16 protein-coding genes are annotated in these 17,433 nt (G+C 71.0%); 14 read left to right on the top strand and 2 right to left on the bottom strand.

Annotated elements, in window-relative coordinates; all coding sequences use genetic code 11:
• Position 1: 1 nt before the first annotated feature.
• Positions 2-1,285 (bottom strand): tetratricopeptide repeat protein, encoded by a 1,284-nt coding sequence (locus OG444_RS40550; RefSeq protein WP_327267209.1) that lies wholly within the window; start codon positions 1,283-1,285, stop codon positions 2-4.
• A gap of 230 nt (positions 1,286-1,515) precedes the next feature.
• Here OG444_RS40550 and OG444_RS40545 point away from each other — a divergent pair, with 230 nt between their 5' ends.
• From OG444_RS40545 to OG444_RS40525, 5 genes are all read left to right on the top strand, one after another.
• Positions 1,516-1,779, top strand: a complete 264-nt coding sequence (locus OG444_RS40545; protein ID WP_327267135.1) for a hypothetical protein — start codon at positions 1,516-1,518, stop codon at positions 1,777-1,779.
• Positions 1,776-1,988, top strand: coding sequence for a hypothetical protein (locus OG444_RS40540; protein ID WP_257552127.1), 213 nt, complete (start codon positions 1,776-1,778; stop codon positions 1,986-1,988). Before OG444_RS40545 ends, OG444_RS40540 begins: the two co-directional genes overlap by 4 nt.
• Positions 1,989-2,285: 297 nt before the next feature.
• Positions 2,286-3,470 (top strand): methyltransferase domain-containing protein, encoded by a 1,185-nt coding sequence (locus OG444_RS40535; RefSeq protein ID WP_327267208.1) that lies wholly within the window; start codon positions 2,286-2,288, stop codon positions 3,468-3,470.
• A 9-nt stretch (positions 3,471-3,479) separates the two neighbouring features.
• On the top strand, positions 3,480-3,725 hold the full coding sequence (locus OG444_RS40530; RefSeq protein ID WP_327267207.1) for a DUF6087 family protein: 246 nt from the start codon (positions 3,480-3,482) through the stop codon (positions 3,723-3,725).
• Between the two features lie 1,280 nt (positions 3,726-5,005).
• On the top strand, positions 5,006-6,223 hold the full coding sequence (locus OG444_RS40525) for a hypothetical protein (protein ID WP_327267206.1): 1,218 nt from the start codon (positions 5,006-5,008) through the stop codon (positions 6,221-6,223).
• Positions 6,224-6,675: 452 nt separating this feature from the next.
• Here OG444_RS40525 and OG444_RS40520 read toward each other — a convergent pair whose 3' ends face one another.
• The gene (locus OG444_RS40520; protein WP_327267205.1) at positions 6,676-6,897 is read right to left on the bottom strand and encodes a hypothetical protein; all 222 of its coding nucleotides are present in this window, start codon (positions 6,895-6,897) and stop codon (positions 6,676-6,678) included.
• Between the two features lie 126 nt (positions 6,898-7,023).
• Between OG444_RS40520 and OG444_RS40515 the strand changes: the two genes are divergently transcribed.
• The 9 genes from OG444_RS40515 (at position 7,024) to OG444_RS40475 (ending at position 17,415) form a co-directional block, all read left to right on the top strand.
• Complete coding sequence (locus OG444_RS40515) at positions 7,024-7,353, top strand: PadR family transcriptional regulator (protein ID WP_327267204.1); 330 nt, start codon at positions 7,024-7,026, stop codon at positions 7,351-7,353.
• Positions 7,354-7,795: 442 nt separating this feature from the next.
• Entirely contained in the window at positions 7,796-8,239 is a 444-nt protein-coding gene (locus OG444_RS40510; RefSeq protein ID WP_327267203.1) for a hypothetical protein, read from the top strand.
• Between the two features lie 112 nt (positions 8,240-8,351).
• Complete coding sequence (locus tag OG444_RS40505; protein ID WP_327267202.1) at positions 8,352-10,475, top strand: hypothetical protein; 2,124 nt, start codon at positions 8,352-8,354, stop codon at positions 10,473-10,475.
• Between the two features lie 286 nt (positions 10,476-10,761).
• Positions 10,762-11,547: a conjugal transfer protein gene (locus OG444_RS40500; protein WP_327267201.1), complete on the top strand. Its 786-nt coding sequence runs from the start codon at positions 10,762-10,764 to the stop codon at positions 11,545-11,547.
• A gap of 22 nt (positions 11,548-11,569) precedes the next feature.
• Positions 11,570-11,812 (top strand): hypothetical protein, encoded by a 243-nt coding sequence (locus OG444_RS40495; protein WP_327267200.1) that lies wholly within the window; start codon positions 11,570-11,572, stop codon positions 11,810-11,812.
• Between the two features lie 113 nt (positions 11,813-11,925).
• On the top strand, positions 11,926-12,381 hold the full coding sequence (locus tag OG444_RS40490) for a hypothetical protein (protein ID WP_327267199.1): 456 nt from the start codon (positions 11,926-11,928) through the stop codon (positions 12,379-12,381).
• The gene (locus OG444_RS40485) at positions 12,378-14,906 is read left to right on the top strand and encodes an ATP-binding protein (protein WP_327267198.1); all 2,529 of its coding nucleotides are present in this window, start codon (positions 12,378-12,380) and stop codon (positions 14,904-14,906) included. The genes OG444_RS40490 and OG444_RS40485 overlap by 4 nt, the downstream gene beginning before the upstream one ends.
• Entirely contained in the window at positions 14,903-15,424 is a 522-nt protein-coding gene (locus OG444_RS40480; RefSeq protein ID WP_327267197.1) for a hypothetical protein, read from the top strand. The genes OG444_RS40485 and OG444_RS40480 overlap by 4 nt, the downstream gene beginning before the upstream one ends.
• Positions 15,421-17,415 carry a hypothetical protein gene (locus tag OG444_RS40475; protein WP_327267196.1) on the top strand — a complete coding sequence of 665 codons (1,995 nt, stop codon included), beginning with the start codon at positions 15,421-15,423 and terminating at the stop codon, positions 17,413-17,415. Before OG444_RS40480 ends, OG444_RS40475 begins: the two co-directional genes overlap by 4 nt.
• The last annotated feature ends 18 nt before the right edge of the window (positions 17,416-17,433 follow it).

Below are 17,433 nucleotides of genomic sequence, written 5' to 3'. Positions count from 1 at the left end.
CTCATCGGGTGGGGCGGACACGGTCGAGCTCGCGGCGGGCCACGGCCAGCGATTCCCGCGCCCGCCCCGAGGACACTTCGGTGAGCAGGGCCTCGCCCTGCTCGATGTGGTGCGCTGCCTCGTCGGCGTCTCCCGATCGGGCGAGCGCCCCGGCGAGGCCGGCTCGCTGCAGGGCCTCGTTGCGGGCGTAGGTGGCTTCCTGTCGTTCCAGGGAGCGGCGCAGCCACGACACGGCGGCGCGGTGATGTCCGGCTGCCGTGAACAGTTCGGCCTGCGCCGAGGCGAGTTCGGCGGGGCCGTGGAACAGCGTCCAGTCGGGTGCCGGCCGTGACCCGCGGTCTTTCTCGTACAGGCGGGCTGCGTTCGCCAGCGTGGTGCGGGCCGACGCGGAGTCGCCGAGCATGGCCAGTGCCCGTGCTTCGCGGGTGGCGAGGATGGACAGCAGCGACGGTGGCGCCCACGGCGCGGCGAGCTCGGCGGCCCGTCGGGCGTGGTCCAGCGCGGGCCGGGGCTGTTTCTCCCGCAGCTCCAGCAGCGCCATGGACGCGAGCACCAGGACGCCGAGGGAGTCGTCGCGCAGTTCGGCCGCCGTCTCGCGGGCCTGCGTCCAGTACGACCGGGCGCGCGCATGGTCGCCCGCGTCGAAGGCGAGCCAGCCGACGTGTTCGGCGGTCTCGCCGGAGATGAGCCGCAGCTGACGGCCGATCGTCTCGGGGTAGGACCCGGTATCGATCAGGCGCCGCACGCGAGACAGGTGGGCGGCGGCGAGCGGGCCGACCGTGGCGCCGCCGAACCGGTCGTCGAGCCCGTACAGGGAGGCGAGGCCACGGCGCAGGTCGGTCACGGCGTCCGTGCCGATGCGGGGCGCGTCGTAGGCGGTGGCGGGCGCCGCTCCTATCCCGGTCGCGCCGAGGGCGATGCCGCCCGCGGCGGCCAGGATGGTGCGGCGGTCCTGCATCGGATCGGGCCTCTCGCGGAGTTCGGGGATCGGGTCCAGTACCGCCACGGGCGCGGTGACGGGGTTGCGGCGGTGCTCCGGAACCCGGAAGCCGGCCTGTTCCAGCGGCACGCCGAGCATCGCTTCTAAGACGCGCTGACGGCCCGGCTGCGGGCACGGCGGCTCCGGCGCTCGCCACCGGCGGATCTGCCGGTCGGTGACGTCCTCGCGTTCACCGATGCGGGCCGCGACGGCCGCGTACACGCGGATGAACTGCTTGGGACTGCGCCACCCGAAACCGTCGACCAGGTCCGCGAACGCCCTTGGCTCCTCCGCCGGTTCGGACATGGCGCCCCCTCGCGTTCCGTGGTGTGAGCTCTCCTCGCACGGTAGAGCCACCCGGCCCGGACTTTCAGGCGGACCGGGGCAGAAAAGTCCGCCTGAAAGTCCGGCACACCCCACGCCCCGCCTTGCCTGTCACCGGTTGACTACCCACAGCACATCCCCCGGGAGTGCGTCCTGGGCCTAGCAGCGGGGCGCACTCCCACCCCCTACACCGACAGGCAGGAGGCACGGACGTGATCAGGAACGACACGAACGTGTGGGTGCGGGAGGACGACGACCACCACCTGCTGGGGCGGGAGGTCATCCACCCCGCAACGGAGCGCACCGGCACCGTCGGCACCGTGTTCATCCGCACCTCCAAGGTCACCGGCAAGACGGTCGACCGGATCGCGCACATGCGCCCCATGGACGGCTCGGGACGGGAGTGGACGGCCGACCCCCGCGAGCTGAAACCCCTGCGCCTGTTCGCCCCGGACGTGGCCGCGGGTGTCCGGTGAGCGGGCCCCGGGCGTGGGTCGGCGACCAGGTCAAAGACGCCGCCGGACACGGCGCCATCGTCACAGACGTCCGCGAGAAGGGCCCGGGCCCCGTGCCGGTGTGGGTGCTGCGGCCCATCTACGGCGGCACCTTCCACCAGTGGGAGACCGACGCCCCGGACACCCTCACCGTGATCCGACGCCGTGCCGAGCGGATCACCGACCCCTGAGACCACCCCGCGGTGAGGCTGCTGCCGAAGCGGCCTTCCCCTGACGCTTCGGCACCCCGACCGTGGGGCGTACGACCCCGGCCGGCCACTCGGCCCGGCCGGTACCGCACGACCGAGAGGAGTACCGCCATGGCGAACAACAGCGGGAACAGCGGGAGCAGTGGAGGCAGTGGCAGTGGAGGAGGTGGTGGAGGGAGCCACGGCGGAGGGTCCGCGCCGATCTCCACCCCGCCCCCGCCGCCGCCGTCCAACCCCGACACCAGCACGCCCTCCGGTGGCGGGAAGCACCGGTAACCCATGACCGTCATCGCACACCAGGAGCGCCCCAGCCGTACCGAGCTGGGGCGCTGCCTCATGGAATCGGGTGCTCTCTCCTCCGACTGGGCACCCGCCTTCGCCACCGTCGACCGCGCGGCGTTCCTGCCTCAGGTGATGTGGCCGTTCCTTCCGGCCGAGCAGCTCGGCGAGGTTCCACACTCCCGCGCTGTGACCGTGGACCGGCGCACGGATCCGGCAGCCTGGTACGGATACGCCGACAGTGACCTGTCCGTGGTCACCCAGTGGGACGACGGCGCCCATCGCGGCGACCATCCGGGCACGGTCCCGACCTCGTCCAGCTCCCAACCCTCGGTGGTGTTCCGCCTCCTCGCCGCCCTGGACGCCGACGCCGGGATGCGCGTCCTGGACGCGGGCACCGGCACCGGCGAGACCGCCGCACTCCTGGCCCACCGCTGCGGCGCCGTCAACGTCACCACCATCGACGTGGACCCGGCCGTGTCTGCGGCGGCGCGGGAGCGGCTGTGCACCCTCGGCCTCTACGCCGAGGCGCTCACCGGCGACGCCCTCGCCGGCCACCCCGACCGCGGCCCGTACGACCGGATGCTGTGCACGTTCGGCGTGCGCAGCATCCCGCGCGCATGGGTGGAACAGGTCAGGCCCGGCGGCGTCATCGTCGCCCCATACGGAACGCACTACAGCAGCCGCGACGCCGCCGCCCGCCTCACGGTCCACTCCGACGGCACCGCGTCCGGCCCGTTCGTCACCGCGGTTGAGTTCATGAAGGCCCGGTCGCACCGCACGGTATGGCCGGACGCCGAGAAGTACGTCAAGCAGTGGCCGGGCTCGACCGGCACAGCCGTGCAGCCCGACCAGCTCGCCGACGCCCACCACGCCATCAGCCTCGCCGTGCCCCACGTCGCGCACACCACCCACACCGAACCCGACGGCGCCCCGGCCGCCTGGTGGTACTCCCTCACCGATCGCTCGTGGGCGGCCGTACGGTGGCCGGAGGAGTATGGGCCGGGCATCGTCTACCAGCACGGCCCGCGACGCCTGTGGGACGCCGTAGAAGCCGCCTGCACGTGGTGGGAAGCCCAAGGCAGCCCCGCCCTTGACCGCTTCGGCCTTACGGTGGGCCCGGACGGTGAGACACCATGGCTGGACGCCCCCGGAAACCTGCTGCCCGGGGCTCGCTGGCGATAGGGGAGGAACGTGGACGCCGACAGGGAACCGCTCGCAGCGTGGGCCGACCGCCGCGACCGCCGACGAGAGTCCGACCGGCAGATCACCGGCCGCCGCCGCGTCGAACCCCTGGACCCGGCGGCCCGCGGCCGAGCCGCACACCTCGCCCCTGACGTCCCTCGGGTCCTCCTCGAACTGGACGAGGCATCGGGTGAGTGGGTGCTGGTCGGCGTTGCCGAGAACGCTGATCAGGCCGCCCGTTTCCTCAACGGCTGACTCCAGCTGGCGCGGGTGCGCTGGCAGAAGGACCGAGCGCGGACGGGTCGGCCAGCGGCGGCCCGCGCCAGCCCGGGGACGCGCTGCTGCTGCGTTTACTGGAAGGCCGAGACCTCAAGTTCGGTGCCCCGTCCCCGTCGGCCAGCTGATGGTGCACAGGTGCGGAGGTGCCGAGAGACCGTACAGCCGCCGACCTCGCCGTCGGGGAACCGGGCGCGTACGAGAAGACGCGGGGCGGGGCGCTGCGCGCGGTCGCAGCAGGCGCCCGGCGTGGTACTGCTGGCCGGGTGCCCCCGTACGACGGTCCGCCTGGCCGTGCCCGCAGCTACGGTGGCGGCCTGCCGGCCGCGGTGGTAGGTGTCCTGGCCGTCGTCGGGGTGGCTGCGGCGGTGCTCGGGCAGTGGCGCCCGCGGCACGCCGGGGCGGACCTGGTGTACCCGGCTTGGCCGTCACCACCAGATCTGAATGATCAACCGGAGCAGGTCGAACCCCTGCACCAGTGTGCTGATGATAAGGAATGGCGCCACCATGGCGAGCGTCGCCCACCGGCTCCGGGCCGAAGCTGCTCGCTCTGTGCCTGGTGAGGGCGGATTCCTGCGATCGACCGAGGCATTCGTCAAGGAAGCTCGGAGATCAACCACAGGATCATCTCCATCTACGAGCGCCACGTAGGTCAGGACCTGTCGCCGATGAAACGGTGTGGTCGTAGCAAGTGAGAGCCCCTGGCTTGACACTGAGGCCGGAAGTACGCGCTGCACAGTCGGTTCGGACCGTTCCTGGAGCAGGGCTACGACCGGCACCGTGCATGTGACCTCCACAGGCAACGAACTGAAATGCGTTGGCTCCAGGTCCTTCCGGCCGATGTTTGTCAGCTCGATCTCGATAACGTGAGGCCTCGAGAGGGCTGCACCTGACCATTGGACGCTCAACCCCCCGCTATGAGCTGCGCTGTGGCTCATGAGCGGGCTGACGCGTGCAGACCACCGCAGCCTGCGAAGTGGCCAGATGGCTCGATAGGCGATCCATCCGACCAGGAGAGCTGTCGGGACGGCTAGTACAGCGGCAATGGCACTAACGACGGCCCAGGTGCCTGCGCCGGACTCTTCCCCTGCGAGTATCAACATGGCACCGACTTATACCCTGAAGGGCAGTTGTACAGTCGGGAGTTCTGCCCCAGCGTGCTCAGAGCCTCGGTCCCCTGTTTCCGCAGTCAGCTCCGATTGTCAGACCCTCCCCGTAGCGTTGTCAGTCCTACTCGTAGCGGCTGCGGGGAGCATCAAATGGACGACGACCTTCAGACCGACAGCGACGAAGACCTCTTCCGTAACCCCGTCTACTACGAACCGGCCGGCTGCAACCTCGACCTGGACCGTCCCGACCTCGGCGTCCCGCAGGGCCAAGACCTCTTGAACGTGCTCCTGCGCATGCGAGGACGTGTCCCCGTCGAGAAGCGTGGGCTCATCTGCCCTGACTGCCGGGACCTCCGGGGCCGGCGCGTCCCCATGTACCTCGTCCAGCGTGACGGCGTATTGCTTGCCTCCCACTACCGGAAACCCGGGGAGAAGCCCATCAGCCATGAGTCTGACGAGCATCTCGCCCGCAAGGAACGCGTCGCGAAGGACTCCGAAGATCACGGTTTCCACGCCGACATCGAGTCGCCAGCCGCGGACGGGCACGCGCGCCTCGATGTACGCATCAACGGCGCCGACGGCATCGTCCTGGGCTACGAGCCTCAGCTGAGCCCAGCTCGCGGGATCCGTACACGGGAGGGATTCCGGCGCCGCGACGGTATCCGGTCGGTCTGGGACTTCGCCGACCCCGACCACGCAGCTATCGGCACCGTCCCATACGTCCGCACGCCCAACCTGCCGGCCTCCGTCATCCGTGTGCAGAAGAACCCCATCGCGGTCCAGGACGGCAACTTCGTCCTGGAGGAGGGCAAGTGCAACCAAAATGGCGCGCTCACCCGGTGCCCGGACAAGCCCTACGACCCGGAGAACCCCACCGACGCCGGGTACTGCGGGGGCTGGCACCGTGTCCTCGTGCCAGCCCATCAGTCGAGCACTTACACAGGGGAAGGCGCCCTGACCCTCACCCGGTTCATCGTGGAAGCTGCGGCCGGTGAGCGGATCCCGTTCCAGCGGGGCGGCCACCACGGTTGGCTCCCCGCACAGCAGTGGCAGCAGTACCTCGAGGCGAACGGGCCCGCCCTGGACGACAAAGAGCGCCAGCCATCCGTACGACAGGGGGACCGGCGCGACAGGTGCACCGAGGACCGTCCCGCTTCGGAGGTGCGGGCTGAACCGAAGCAGAGACGTGGCAGCCGCGCGATGGTCCTTGAGTCTCGCCCCAAGGAAACCGAGGCCGCCAGGGTTCCGGTCGACGCGTCGGGTCAAGCCATCCCGCTCTGCCGCTTCGGCTGCGGTCAGCCCGCAAGCCTTCCAGGCCCTGAAGGGCTGCCCGAGCACTTCTCGTGCCGCAGGAAGAACGAGCCGTGATCTATCGGCCACCGCTGACCGCCCCTCACCGAACAGCGTGAGGCTCTTGCCGGTCTGCTCCGCGACGACGAGAGCAAGGCCGCAGCGCGAAAGGCAGCTCAGTCCAAGCCGCCGAAGGGCGGAGAGTTTTCCGCGGAAAATTCGGGCGGCCGGTCTGTGCCGGAGCAGCGCCCCGAACCGGCCGCGCCGACCTGGACCGCCCGACGCGGTCGCCGAGTTCTCCCCCGGGTTCGCGGCGGAGGCTGCCGCGACGGGCGCACTCCCGAATCGGTGATGCTGGCGCTCTGGACGTCCTCCGTCCCACCTGCCAGGGGGCCGTCTCCTAGCGTCGATCGGCCGGGCCGCAGCCCTGGGAACCCCCGTACGCCACTACGGCGGTTCTCGTGTGCCTCGCCCTCGTTCATCTGTGTGGGGACCGGTCTGGGCTCGGGACGAGAGGGCTCTTGACAGGGTCAGCTGCTGCGTATCCCGAATACGACGACGAGCCCCACCACCATGCCGACGAGAGCGATGTAGAGAGTCAGGACGATGCCGGAGCAGGCGGCGCCGCGTCGGAGGCGATCGGTCCAGTGGGCCGCGGTCGGGTGGGGCAGGGCGGCGGAGACGACCCCGGCCAGGAGCGCCAGCAGGAATCCGATGCCGCACAGCAGGACTATAAGCGCCCAATTGGTCATGACATGCCGATCTCGCGGGCCGGCTCCCGTGGGAGACGTCGGCCGTCCAACGTGACGGCCATAGTCTTACTCTACCTAGGGGGCTATGTCTATCTCTATCTAGCTAGGTAGTAGTAGACTGTGGGTATGGGTGAACCGAGAATGACGCTGGCTACGCGAGCGGTGCTCTCCGCGTTCCTGGCCGGACCTGCCGACGAACACTACGGACTCCAGATCGCCGAGGCTGCCGATCTTCCTGGGGGCACGATCTACCCGATCCTGATCCGCCTGGAACAGTGTGGATGGTTGGAGAGCCGCTGGGAGGACATCGACCCTCAGGAGGAAGGGCGCCCGCAGCGCCGCTACTACCGTCTGAGCCAGCAAGGGGCGCAGGCCGCCACTGCGGCGATGACCAAGGCCGGCAGCCGCAAGCGCCGTACCTTTCTTGCAGCGCGCCCTCAGGGCGGCGCCGCGTGATCAAGAGCATCATGGACGTCCTCAGTTCCGGCCCTGCGGCACTGGTTCTTGTCATGGTGGCCTCCGCGATTGCGGGACGGTGGCGAAGGAACCGCCTTACACGCTGCGGGTACGCGGTCTACGTGGGGGGTGAGGGCAGGCGCCTCATTCTTCGGACGACGCACGCAAGTACACCCGCTCAGATTCGCAGGGGGTGGGCGAAGGCGGCACGGAGAGTCGATGTGGCTGTTCGTGAGGCGGACAGAGCTGAGCGACGTATTGCACTGGCCCTTCTCTTCGTGCCTCCGGGGCAGCGTGAGCGATACCGGCAGGAGTGGGTCAGCGAGATGGCACAGCTGAAGCCTGCCGAGGCGGCCGCGTTCGCTCTGCACCTTCTTCAGCTCGCTCCGAGGATGGGCCTTCTGCTGTTGTTCAAGCGGGCATTCGGTCGGAGGGCCGCCTGATGGACCACACGCGGCACAGCTTGGGGATCATGATCGGCGGGGATCAGGACGAAGTCCTCCTGCTGCCGACACCTGGGGAGACCAAGACCATCGATTCCGGGAAATACGCTGGCTGGACAGTTACCTGGCGGCAGGAGGATGGAGAGCTCACACTGCCGGGTCATGTGCCGGTGCGCGGCCACGTGCGGCGCGCCCGCACGGGTCAGGTGCTGGTGCGCGCCCACCGACGGCGCACCCGCACGGCAGAGCAGCGGAGGGTTGCCCTGGCTCTGGCCTTCTTGCCTCCCAGCCAGCGCGGCCGCTACCGCCAGGAGTGGCTGGCAGAGATGAGCGTCATGGCCCCCGCGGAGGCGGCCACGTTCGCGATGCAGCTGCTCCTTTTTGCGCCGAGGATGGGATTCGTCCTCCTCGTCAGCCAGGTGTTCGGCCGCCGCGCTGCGTGATCCACCGGTTGGACGTCAGCCCCCCGATGCCTTGCATCCGGGGGTTTCTGCTGCGGTCTGCCCTCGTTGCTCTGCATGAGGACGGGTCTGTCCATTGGACGGAGGGCGGCGGGTGTACGGGGATCTGTGGGCGTGGGTGGCCGAGGAACCGGGGAAAGCAGCGGCGGCCGCCGTGATGATCGGCATTCCGGCGGCGGGTGCGCTGGCGCAGCAGCGGCAGAAGGACCGGGCCCGCTCTGGGCGGTCCGACGCGTCGGCGCCGCGGCGGGCCGGGGACACGGTGCTGGTGCGCTTTCTGGCCGGCCGAGACATCAAGCCCGGTGACCCCTCCTCGTCGGCCAGTTGGTGGTGCGCGGGGGAGGAGGTGGTGCGCGACCGTACGGCCGCCGACCTCGCCGCCGGAGCCCCGGACGCCCCCGGGAAGCAGCAGCACACGGTGCTGCGCACCATCACGGCCGGCGCCGGACGGTGGTCCTGCTGGCCGGGTGTTGCCCGTGCATCGGTTCGGCTGGTCGTCCCCGCGGCCGTGGTGGCGGGCTGGAGCGGCTGGTGGTCGGTGGCGGCCGCCGGGACCGGTGTCCTGTCCGCCGCCGGGGTCGCGGCCGCGGTGACGGGCCCGGCGGTCCTCGGGTGGTGGCGCCCGCGGCCGGCCGGCGCGGACCTGGTCCACGGTCCGGGGATGTGGGCGGCCCTGCGTCCCGCGCTGGGGGTGGACGAGTCACAGCGCCGGGAGCGGTGGCTGGTGCTGTCCGACGACGTCTCGGTGCCCGGGGCCAGGGTGGTGCTGCGGCTGCCGGCGGGGTGGCCCGGGGGAGAGGCCGGTAAGCGAGCGATTACCGCCGCGGTGACCGATCGGCTCCCCGGTGAATGGTCGGAAAAGTGGCACCGGGCGGACTCCGCGCCTTTCGCTGAGTGGATCCGTAAGGAGCCTCCGCGGAAGGTTCCGACACTTCCGGAATCGGTGGAGTGGAAGGCCAGCAGGGACCCGTATCAGGTGTATGTGGGTCAAGCGGTTCGGGGCTATGACCTGGAGGATGTGGTAATCCGGACCAAGTCCGCGACACCGCATTTCGGTGTGGGTGGCCTGACTGGATCGGGTAAGTCCACGGTCCTCTACCTCGGGGTGGTGCACGCTCGGGAAAACGGGGTGTTGGTGGACATCCTGGATACCAAGCAAAATTCCATGGCGGAAGCCGAGGGCAAGAGCGGCGTTCGTGTTCACAAGACTCCCGCCGAATGCGTGGCGGCGCTCGGTGAATATCTCATGTCGATGATGGCCGCCGAAACCGCCATCGGTAAAACCGGCGATCCCGCCCTAAGGCAATTGCTCGTGCCTCGGCTCATGGTGGCGGACGAGTTGCCCACCATGATGAAAATGGCCCTGATCTGGTGGAAATATCAGATCAAAGGCCGGGGGATCCCTCCGTTCGCAGAGTGGTTCTCCATCGGGCTTCTCCAAGGGCGCTCGGCCGATCACCGATTCGGCGTCGGAGCGCAGCAGTGGGCCAATGCCTATTTCGGGGGAACAATGGAGCGCGCGCAGATCGGATGGAAAGCGCAGCTCGGGTTCTGTGATTCCCCGTCATGGGCTGTCGCGTTTGGTGCGTCCACTCCCATGGTGTCCCCAGACACCACCGTTCCCGGGCGAGGGGTTTTTGCGGATGGGCGAATCAACCCGGAGACAAACGGACTATGGGCGCGTGAATTCCAGCCTGCATACATCGTTCCGGAAGTTTCTACCCGGCTTGATTGGGCGCCGTCTGCGCCGGCCTGGTTCGACGCCGGCGAGCGAGCCCCGTGGATCACTGCCGAGACGCTGAGGACAGCCGAGTCGCTGGCCATCCCGGACTTCCTCGTCGGCGGCCGCCTCGGCCCCGCCCACCCGGTGATGGGTGGGGCTGTTACCCTCCGCCCGAACCGGGCGGTTGGGGTGGTTCCTCCCAGGTCAGGGGCGGTAACAGGGGTTCCGGTAACGGCTGGGGTAACAGGCGGGGTAACCGGCGCAAGCGGGGCTGCTCCGCAGCCGGCGGTGGAGCTGTTCAGCCTCGCCGAGGCATGCGGGGCGGGGCTGCTGCCGTGGGACTACGCCACGGCCAAGGTCTACAAGGGGCGCAGCGCGAAGAAGGGCATTGAGTTCCCTTCCGGGATTCCTGACGGGCGCGTCACCTACTACGCCCGGGACGAGATCGAGGATTGGCTGGAGCGCTGGCAGGCCAGCGCTCAGAGTCGTCCCTAACTCATTTTCGAAAACCGTCCCGAGGGCTTATCGAAAGAGTGGAAAAACGTCAATGGCCACACCTGGAGGGGGCTTAAGTCGTTGCGCGAGCATGTGGAACAGGAAAAAGAAGGAGACTCCGCAGCCACCTCCGGTAAACCCATGGGTATCCGTCGCTGAGTCTCAGAAAGAAACAGCAGCGCATTCGCAGACAAAGAGTGTCGCGCCGCCGTGGGCCATCGTTCAGGAGCGGCCTGCCGGCCTCGCCCGCCTCGGCCCCGTCGCATTTTGGGGCACGGTCGCCCTGGTGGCCTTTGCCGCGGCCCGCAGCATTCTTGCCCCCCACGACCAGGCCCCGCAGGTCGTACCCGCGCCCGGACCGACCGCGGCCGCGTACCCGGACGATGCCGCCCGAGCCCTCGCCGTCCGGGCCGCCCGCGCCTACCTGACCTGGGACGAAGCCAAGCCGGCCGACCGGGCACGGGAACTGTCGGCCGTCCTGGCATCCGGGGTGGACCCGCAGCTGGGGTGGGACAGGCGAGGAGCGCAGACGGCCGGCCTGGTCGTCCCGGGCCCGGTCGTCGTGGGCAAGGACGGCCGCGCCCGGGTCCGGATCGACGCCCAGGTATCCCCGGGGACCGGGCCGGCCCGGTGGGTGGCCCTGGATATCCCCGTCGTGGTGGTCGGCGCGGGGCGGCTGGCGGTGAGCGGCCCGCCCGCGCTCCTCGGCGTCCCCGAGGAACCCGCCGCCGGCCCGGAACCCTCGACGCGGGGTGCTGACCTGGCGTTCTCCACGGCGACGAGGAGCGCAGTCGATGGCTTCTTCCGGGCGTGGGCGGCGGGTGGGGCCGCCCAGGCCGCAGCCCCCGGCACGGTCGTGCCGGCCCTCCCGGGTGGAGTCGAGCTGCGGGCAGTTCAGGGGTGGGAGGCCGCCCCCGGCTCGGGATCGGACCGGCACGGGGTGGCCCGGGTGGTCTGGGCGACCGGCGGGGGCGAGATCACGCAGGCATATCGGGTGCAGCTCACACGCGTGGAAAGCGCCCGCGCCGGCCGCTGGCAGGTCGCCGGTATCTCCGGCGACGACCTGACCTGACAAGAGAAAAGGGAGAGACAAAGTGACTGAACAATTCATGCTCGCAGTGGTGAACGGGAGCGGCCTGAAAAGCGTTGTGATGCCGATCTGTGCAGCCGTCCTGATGTGTAGCTGCGCAATCAAGGCCACCAAGCTGTCGTGGGAAGACGACTTCAATAAGAAGCTCAGCTTCTTTGGCGGAGCAGCCTTCTCGGCCTTCTTTGTGCTCATCCCGGATACGGCGCTCACTACCGTATCCGATATCGCCAAAGCGGCCATGAGCTGATGCGCCAAGGGATGACATACACCAGCTACTTCAATCGACTTGAACCCAAACAGCATGAAATCTTCGGCGTAGACCTCGGGCAGGGAGTTTCCCGCAGGACCCTGCTGCTAGGCGTGCTCGTATTCACCTCCTGGGACGGGCTGCTGTTCCTCTCCATCGGGTTCCCGTCCGTTCAGTGGCTCACCCTCTACCTGCTCCCGCCCGTGGTCGTCACGGTGCTGGGGGCGCAGCCGTCGAAGAGCTGCGACCGCCGCGCCGTTCTGGCGACGTGGGTCATCGGCGCGCACTACCAGGTCCACGGGCACCGCCCGGTGATCTGCGGAGGCCGGGTTGTCGCGCACCGGTCGGAGTGGATTCCGCGGTCCGCCCGGTGGGAGCGCCACGCCCCGACCCTGACGCGGGCGCTCGGATCGCGGCTGGCGAGCCGGCTGGCAGGCGGGGCGGACACGGAGGCCGTCCCGCCGGCCGGCCCGGCGGTGGAACTCGCGCACACGGTCCGCCTGTACGGGCCGGACCACATGGTGAAGATCGCCGCCGGGCGCGGCCGGAGGAAGGGGCAGAGCACGTGAGTGTGCTGGGGAAGATCACGAACCTGCTGGGGGTCGGCGGGGAGCGGTCCGCACCGCCGCCGCGGTACGAGGGGATCACGGACGGCCTGATCCTCACCGACACCGACGCGTGGGCCTGGTGGACGTGCGAGACGTCCAACTCCGATCTGCTGGGCGAGGACGAGCGCGACGCCGAGCAGGCCCGCGCCGAGACCGCGCTCACGTCCGTGCTGGCCGGGATGGACGTGCACCTGCGGGTGCTGTGGTCGCCGTACTCCGCGGACGACTACCGGGCCGAGGCCTCCGAGATCTACACGGCGGGCCAGTGGGAGGAGTGGGCGGAGGACCGAGCCGCCCGCCTCGACCAGATCGCCCTGCCGATCCGCCACGTCCTGCTCGGCGTCCGCCTCGGCGCCCGCCGGCGCCCGGCCGGCCGCCGCATCACGGAGGCCGCCGGGGTCTCGTCCTCGGGGGTGCCCGCGCGGGAACTCGCGACCTGGCACGCCGCCGCCCGGCGCCTCGGCCGCCGGCTGGAGTCCTCGCCCTGGCGCTGCTCGGCCGCCACGGTGGAACTGCTGGCCTGGATGGTCACCCGGGAGCAGCACCGGGGTGTGCCGGCCCCGGTGGACGGCCGATCTCTGGTGACCGGTGCCGCGCTGGCCGCGCTGACCCGCGGCCGCGTTCTGCCCTACCCCGATCATCTGCGGATGGTCGACGCCGCCGGCGACGTAGCGGCGTGGGTGGCCGTGCTCCCGATGGTTGCTTTCCCGGAGCGCATGCTGAGTCCGGGGCCGGGGGAGTGGCTGCGCATCCTGGCGGAGGTCTCCTACCTTCCGCCCGACGACGAGGACCAGGGCGACGCGGTCGGCCGGCTGGCGCCGGTGAGCCCGGAGGCGTCCGTACGGCTGCGGGTCCTGCCCAAACGGCAGGCCATCGCGCGCACCGACGAGACCGCGAAGCTGGTGCGCGAACAGACCCACAGCGCGTCCACGCACGCCATCGGTGACCCCGGGCAGGTCATCACCGATGCAGGCGAGGCCATGGCGGAGTTGCGCGGCGATCTGGAGCGCGAGCACCTGTCCCTGGTCGAGGACCACCCCCGGCTGGTCGTCACGTCCACGATCGGCCTGGAGGACCTGCGGGCGCGGGTGGACGCGGTGTCCGCCCACTACGCGGACCTTGGGATCACGGTGCAGGTCGGCGTGGACGAGCAGCGCGCCTTGTGGGTGGAGACGTGGCCGGGGGACCGGGTGCGGGTGCCCGACCTCGGGCACGTCCGCGACACGGCCGCCATGGCGGGGGCCTGGTGGTGGGGCGGGGCACGGGTCGGTTCTGACCACGGTCCCGTGATCGGCTACCTGACCGGCTCGACGCCGGGCGTGGTGCGCCTGCCACCGCTGGCGGACGGCCGCGACGCAACGACCGTCGCCTACATCGGCCGGTCCGGGAAGGGCAAAACGACCGCCGGAATGATGATGGCCCTGGAGGCCGCCCACTCCGGTGCGTGGGTGCTGGCCCTGGACTTCAAGGGAGACCTTGGCGGGCTGGCGGCCGCGGCGGACCGGTACGGACTGCCGTCCCGGCTGGTGCAGATGAGCCGCGCGCACGCCGGGGCCGCCGACCTGATCCCGCTCCTGGCCGAAGCCGGCCGCGACGCCGCCCGCGCCGAAGTACCCGCGCAGCTGTCGCTGGTGACCCCGGCACACCTGCGGGCTGCCGGCGCCGAGGTAGCTCTGCAGGCCGCCACCAATGCCGTGATCAGCAGTTCCCCGAACCCCGCGACGTGGCAGGTCGTCCAGCACCTGCGCGACTCGGCGGACGCCGTGGCCGCCGCGACCGGTGAAGCGCTCTACGAGCTGTCCCAGACCCCGCACGGGGCGCTGTTCATGGGGCGCCCGCAGCCCGGCGCCGTCCCGCCGCTGACCACACAGCCGGGCGTATGGGTCGTCCAACTCCCCGGCCTGTCCCTGCCCGGTCCCGGTGAGGAGCGGGAACGGTGGACGTCCGTACAGGCCCTGTCCGTCGCGGTGATGCACTCGCTCCTGGCGTACGGGGTCACCACCGCCGGCCGGCCCGACCTGCGCACCCTCGCAAAAGTGATCATGGTGCCTGAGGTGCACGTGCTCACCGGCACAGTCCAGGGCCGGCACTTCCTCGACTACATCGCCAGGGTCGGCCGCGCGCTGGGCGTCAGGTTCGGGCTCGACACGCAGGATGCCACCGGGCTGCTGATGCTCCCCGGCGTCATCGAGCAGCTGGCCATGGTTGTCGGGTTTCAGCTCACCAGCGCGCCGCAGCAGGACGCGCTTGCGGAGCTGCTGGGGCTCCCGGTCGGCAAGGAGACCCGCGAACGGATCCGGTCCCTGGCCGACGGCCACGGAGACGAGACCCGGCACGGCCACTCGATCACCCGAGACCAGAGATTCGGCGCCGCAACCGTCCAGTGGGACGTGCCCACGGCCGAACTCCTCGACCTGCTCGACACCTCCCCCCGCGCCGCCGAAGACACGGACGCCGAGGCCGCCCACGACGGAGTGCACGTATGACCGCCCGCCCGCGAACCGCCGCCCTCGGCCTGGCCCTGCTCGCCGCCCTGGCCGCCGGCTGCTCCGGCACCACCAGCGAGAAGAACAGCGCCCCGCCACCGGCCGCGGACCCGTCCGCCGTCGCAGCCGACCGCGCCCGCACCTACATGGGGGCGGTGGTCGCCGACGACTGGACCACGGCCTGCGACCTGATGACGGCCGCCCGCCGCACCGCCTGCCACGACCGGCACCCCACCCCCGAACCCCCGGACCCGTCCGGCCCGGCGATCGGCCCCGTCCTCCTGGACCGGCCGCCCACCCGCGTACCGGCGACGTCCGACCACCCGGCGGGATGGGGCGTGATCACCACCCACACCGTCACCTGGCCCGGCAAGCCGGCCCGGACGTCCTTCACGGCCCTGCGCATGACCGAAGCCGGCGGTACCTGGTGGGTGGAGCAGCGCGAGGACGTGGCCGACACCGACCTGACGCACTCCGCAGACCCGGCCGCCTCCGCCCTGAGCCGGGTGGCCGGATGAGCCGGCGCATGCCGCGCGGCCGGACCCTCGCCCTCCCCGCCCTAGCGGTGGTCACCACCCTTGCCGTCACGACCGGGGCCGCGCACGCCGAAACCGTCGACCCGGACGGGGTGGGCGGGCTGCTCCCCGCCCCGCTCGCCCCCACGGGCGGCGGAACCATGTACGAGACCTATCCGCACCTACTGACCTGGCGACTCGACAAGGACTACGGGCAGTTCGACTTCCTGGACCCCGCCCTGCACATGATCGCGGACGTCCTCCTCGTGCTGCTGGTCACCATCGGCTCCGCCGTCTCCACGCTGGCCGGCTGGACCTTCGGGATGACCGACCTGCCCGAGGTGCAGGGCCCCCTGACGCAGGCGATCAGCGGCAGCGCGGGCGCGGTGATGGCCGGACTGTTCCCTTCCGCTCTCGCAGTCGGCGGCCTGGTGGCGTTCCTGCGGGCGCAGCGCGGCGACGGGGGCGGGTTCACAGACCTGTCCTGGGTGCTGGTTTCCGCAGTGGCCGCGGCCACCCTGCTCACGACGCCCCAGGTATGGGTGGACGGGGTGAACTCCGGCCGCATGCTCGGCACCGAAGTTGCCATGTCCGCCACGGACGCCGGGATCGGCTCGGCCGGCGGAGGGATCGAGAAGACCCCATTCGCCCTCGGGCACACGACGACGTACCCCGGTGACGCCTCGGACCGGGTGGTCCGCCGAGCCACCGACACCGTGTGGCGGGTCTACGTCGGCGTCCCGTGGTGTTTGGCGGAGTTCGGGTCGATGCAGCTCTGCCGGGAGCACGGGCGCAAGGTGCTCGACCTCGGCACTGACTTGGAGAAGCGGAAGGAATACCTGAAGGAGAACCTGGACGACGGCGACGTCGGTGCCGAGTCGCAGTCCTATCGCCAGGGGCACCGCCCCCTGGAACGGGCCGGAGTCCTGGTCATCGCCGTCCCCGTCGCGTTGCTCTTCGGGCTGCTCTTGATCGTCCTGCTCTTCGGCAGCATCGCGGCGATGATGGCCGCGCTGTTCCTGCTGGTGGTGGGGCCGCTGTTCGCAGCGCTGTGGGTGATCCCGGGCCGGCCCCGCCAGTGGGGCGTGCGGTGGGCGGACGCCCTTGTCGGCGTCGTCATGCAATCCGCGATCACCACCCTGACCGCCGGCGCAGTAATGATCATTCAGATGGTCACCGCCCTCGCGATGCCGACGTACGGGTGGCTCGGATGCTCGGCCCTCTCCATCGCGGGCGCGATCTCGGCGTTCAAGTACCGAGGCATCCTGACCAGCATTGTCGGAGGCGCCGGCCCCGCCGGCGGAAACGGCGCGGGCGCGCTGCTCGGCGCACTGGCAACCCGCAGCCTCAGCCGTCACGCCGGCCGCGTCCTGCGGACCCCGGGCCGCCTTTCGCGCCGGCTCGGCGACGCGGTGGAACGCCGCCACCGGCGCCCCGCTCCGCCGCGGACCGGCCTGCCCCGCCCGCCCGCCCCGCCGCCCCCACCCCCGCCGGCAGGCGGCCGCCCGCCCCGCCCCGGCACGGGAACGGGCCCCGGGCGCGGCACCGGACCGGGCGGCACCGGACCAGGCACCACCCTTGCCGCGGCCGGCCGCCGCACCGCACGCACCACCTCGGCCGGAGCGCAGCGCGGCCAGGGACAGCAGACCCCGGCTCGCTCGTCCACCGCACGGACCATCCCCCCTCCGTCCGGACAGGGGCAGGGACAGCAGACCCCGGTGCACTCCCCGACGGCCCGGACCATCCCCGCGCCGACCACCCCCGCCAACCAGCAGCTGCCCGGCGGGCCCATGCGGATGTCGCCCACGGCGGGGAGCACCCCCAACCGCCCCCAGAGGGCTCGGAAGGCGACGCAGCCCCCGGCCCCCAGCAGCCGCCGCGCCCAGACCCCGCAGCCCCGTACCCAACGGCTGCGCACCGGCCGCCGCGTCCCCCCACCCCCGCCCCGCGGATGGACACAGCCGCCCCTGCCCCAACCGCCCCCGCACACCTGAAGGGAGGAGTGACACCCC

The organism is Streptomyces sp. NBC_01232, from assembly GCF_035989885.1.
Taxonomy (GTDB): domain Bacteria; phylum Actinomycetota; class Actinomycetes; order Streptomycetales; family Streptomycetaceae; genus Streptomyces.
The sequence above is the reverse complement of the archived record's forward strand: the minus strand, read 5'-3'. Positions and strand labels throughout refer to the sequence as shown.

Bases quoted from the DNA above. Each gene is read 5' to 3' on its own strand.
- OG444_RS40550 (WP_327267209.1), bottom strand. From the start codon at position 1,285: ATGTCCGAACCGGCGGAGGAGCCAAGGGCGTTCGCGGACCTGGTCGAC.
- OG444_RS40535 (WP_327267208.1), top strand. From the start codon at position 2,286: ATGACCGTCATCGCACACCAGGAGCGCCCCAGCCGTACCGAGCTGGGG.
- OG444_RS40525 (WP_327267206.1), top strand. From the start codon at position 5,006: ATGGACGACGACCTTCAGACCGACAGCGACGAAGACCTCTTCCGTAAC.
- OG444_RS40520 (WP_327267205.1), bottom strand. From the start codon at position 6,897: ATGACCAATTGGGCGCTTATAGTCCTGCTGTGCGGCATCGGATTCCTG.
- OG444_RS40515 (WP_327267204.1), top strand. From the start codon at position 7,024: ATGGGTGAACCGAGAATGACGCTGGCTACGCGAGCGGTGCTCTCCGCG.
- OG444_RS40510 (WP_327267203.1), top strand. From the start codon at position 7,796: ATGGACCACACGCGGCACAGCTTGGGGATCATGATCGGCGGGGATCAG.
- OG444_RS40480 (WP_327267197.1), top strand. From the start codon at position 14,903: ATGACCGCCCGCCCGCGAACCGCCGCCCTCGGCCTGGCCCTGCTCGCC.
- OG444_RS40475 (WP_327267196.1), top strand. From the start codon at position 15,421: ATGAGCCGGCGCATGCCGCGCGGCCGGACCCTCGCCCTCCCCGCCCTA.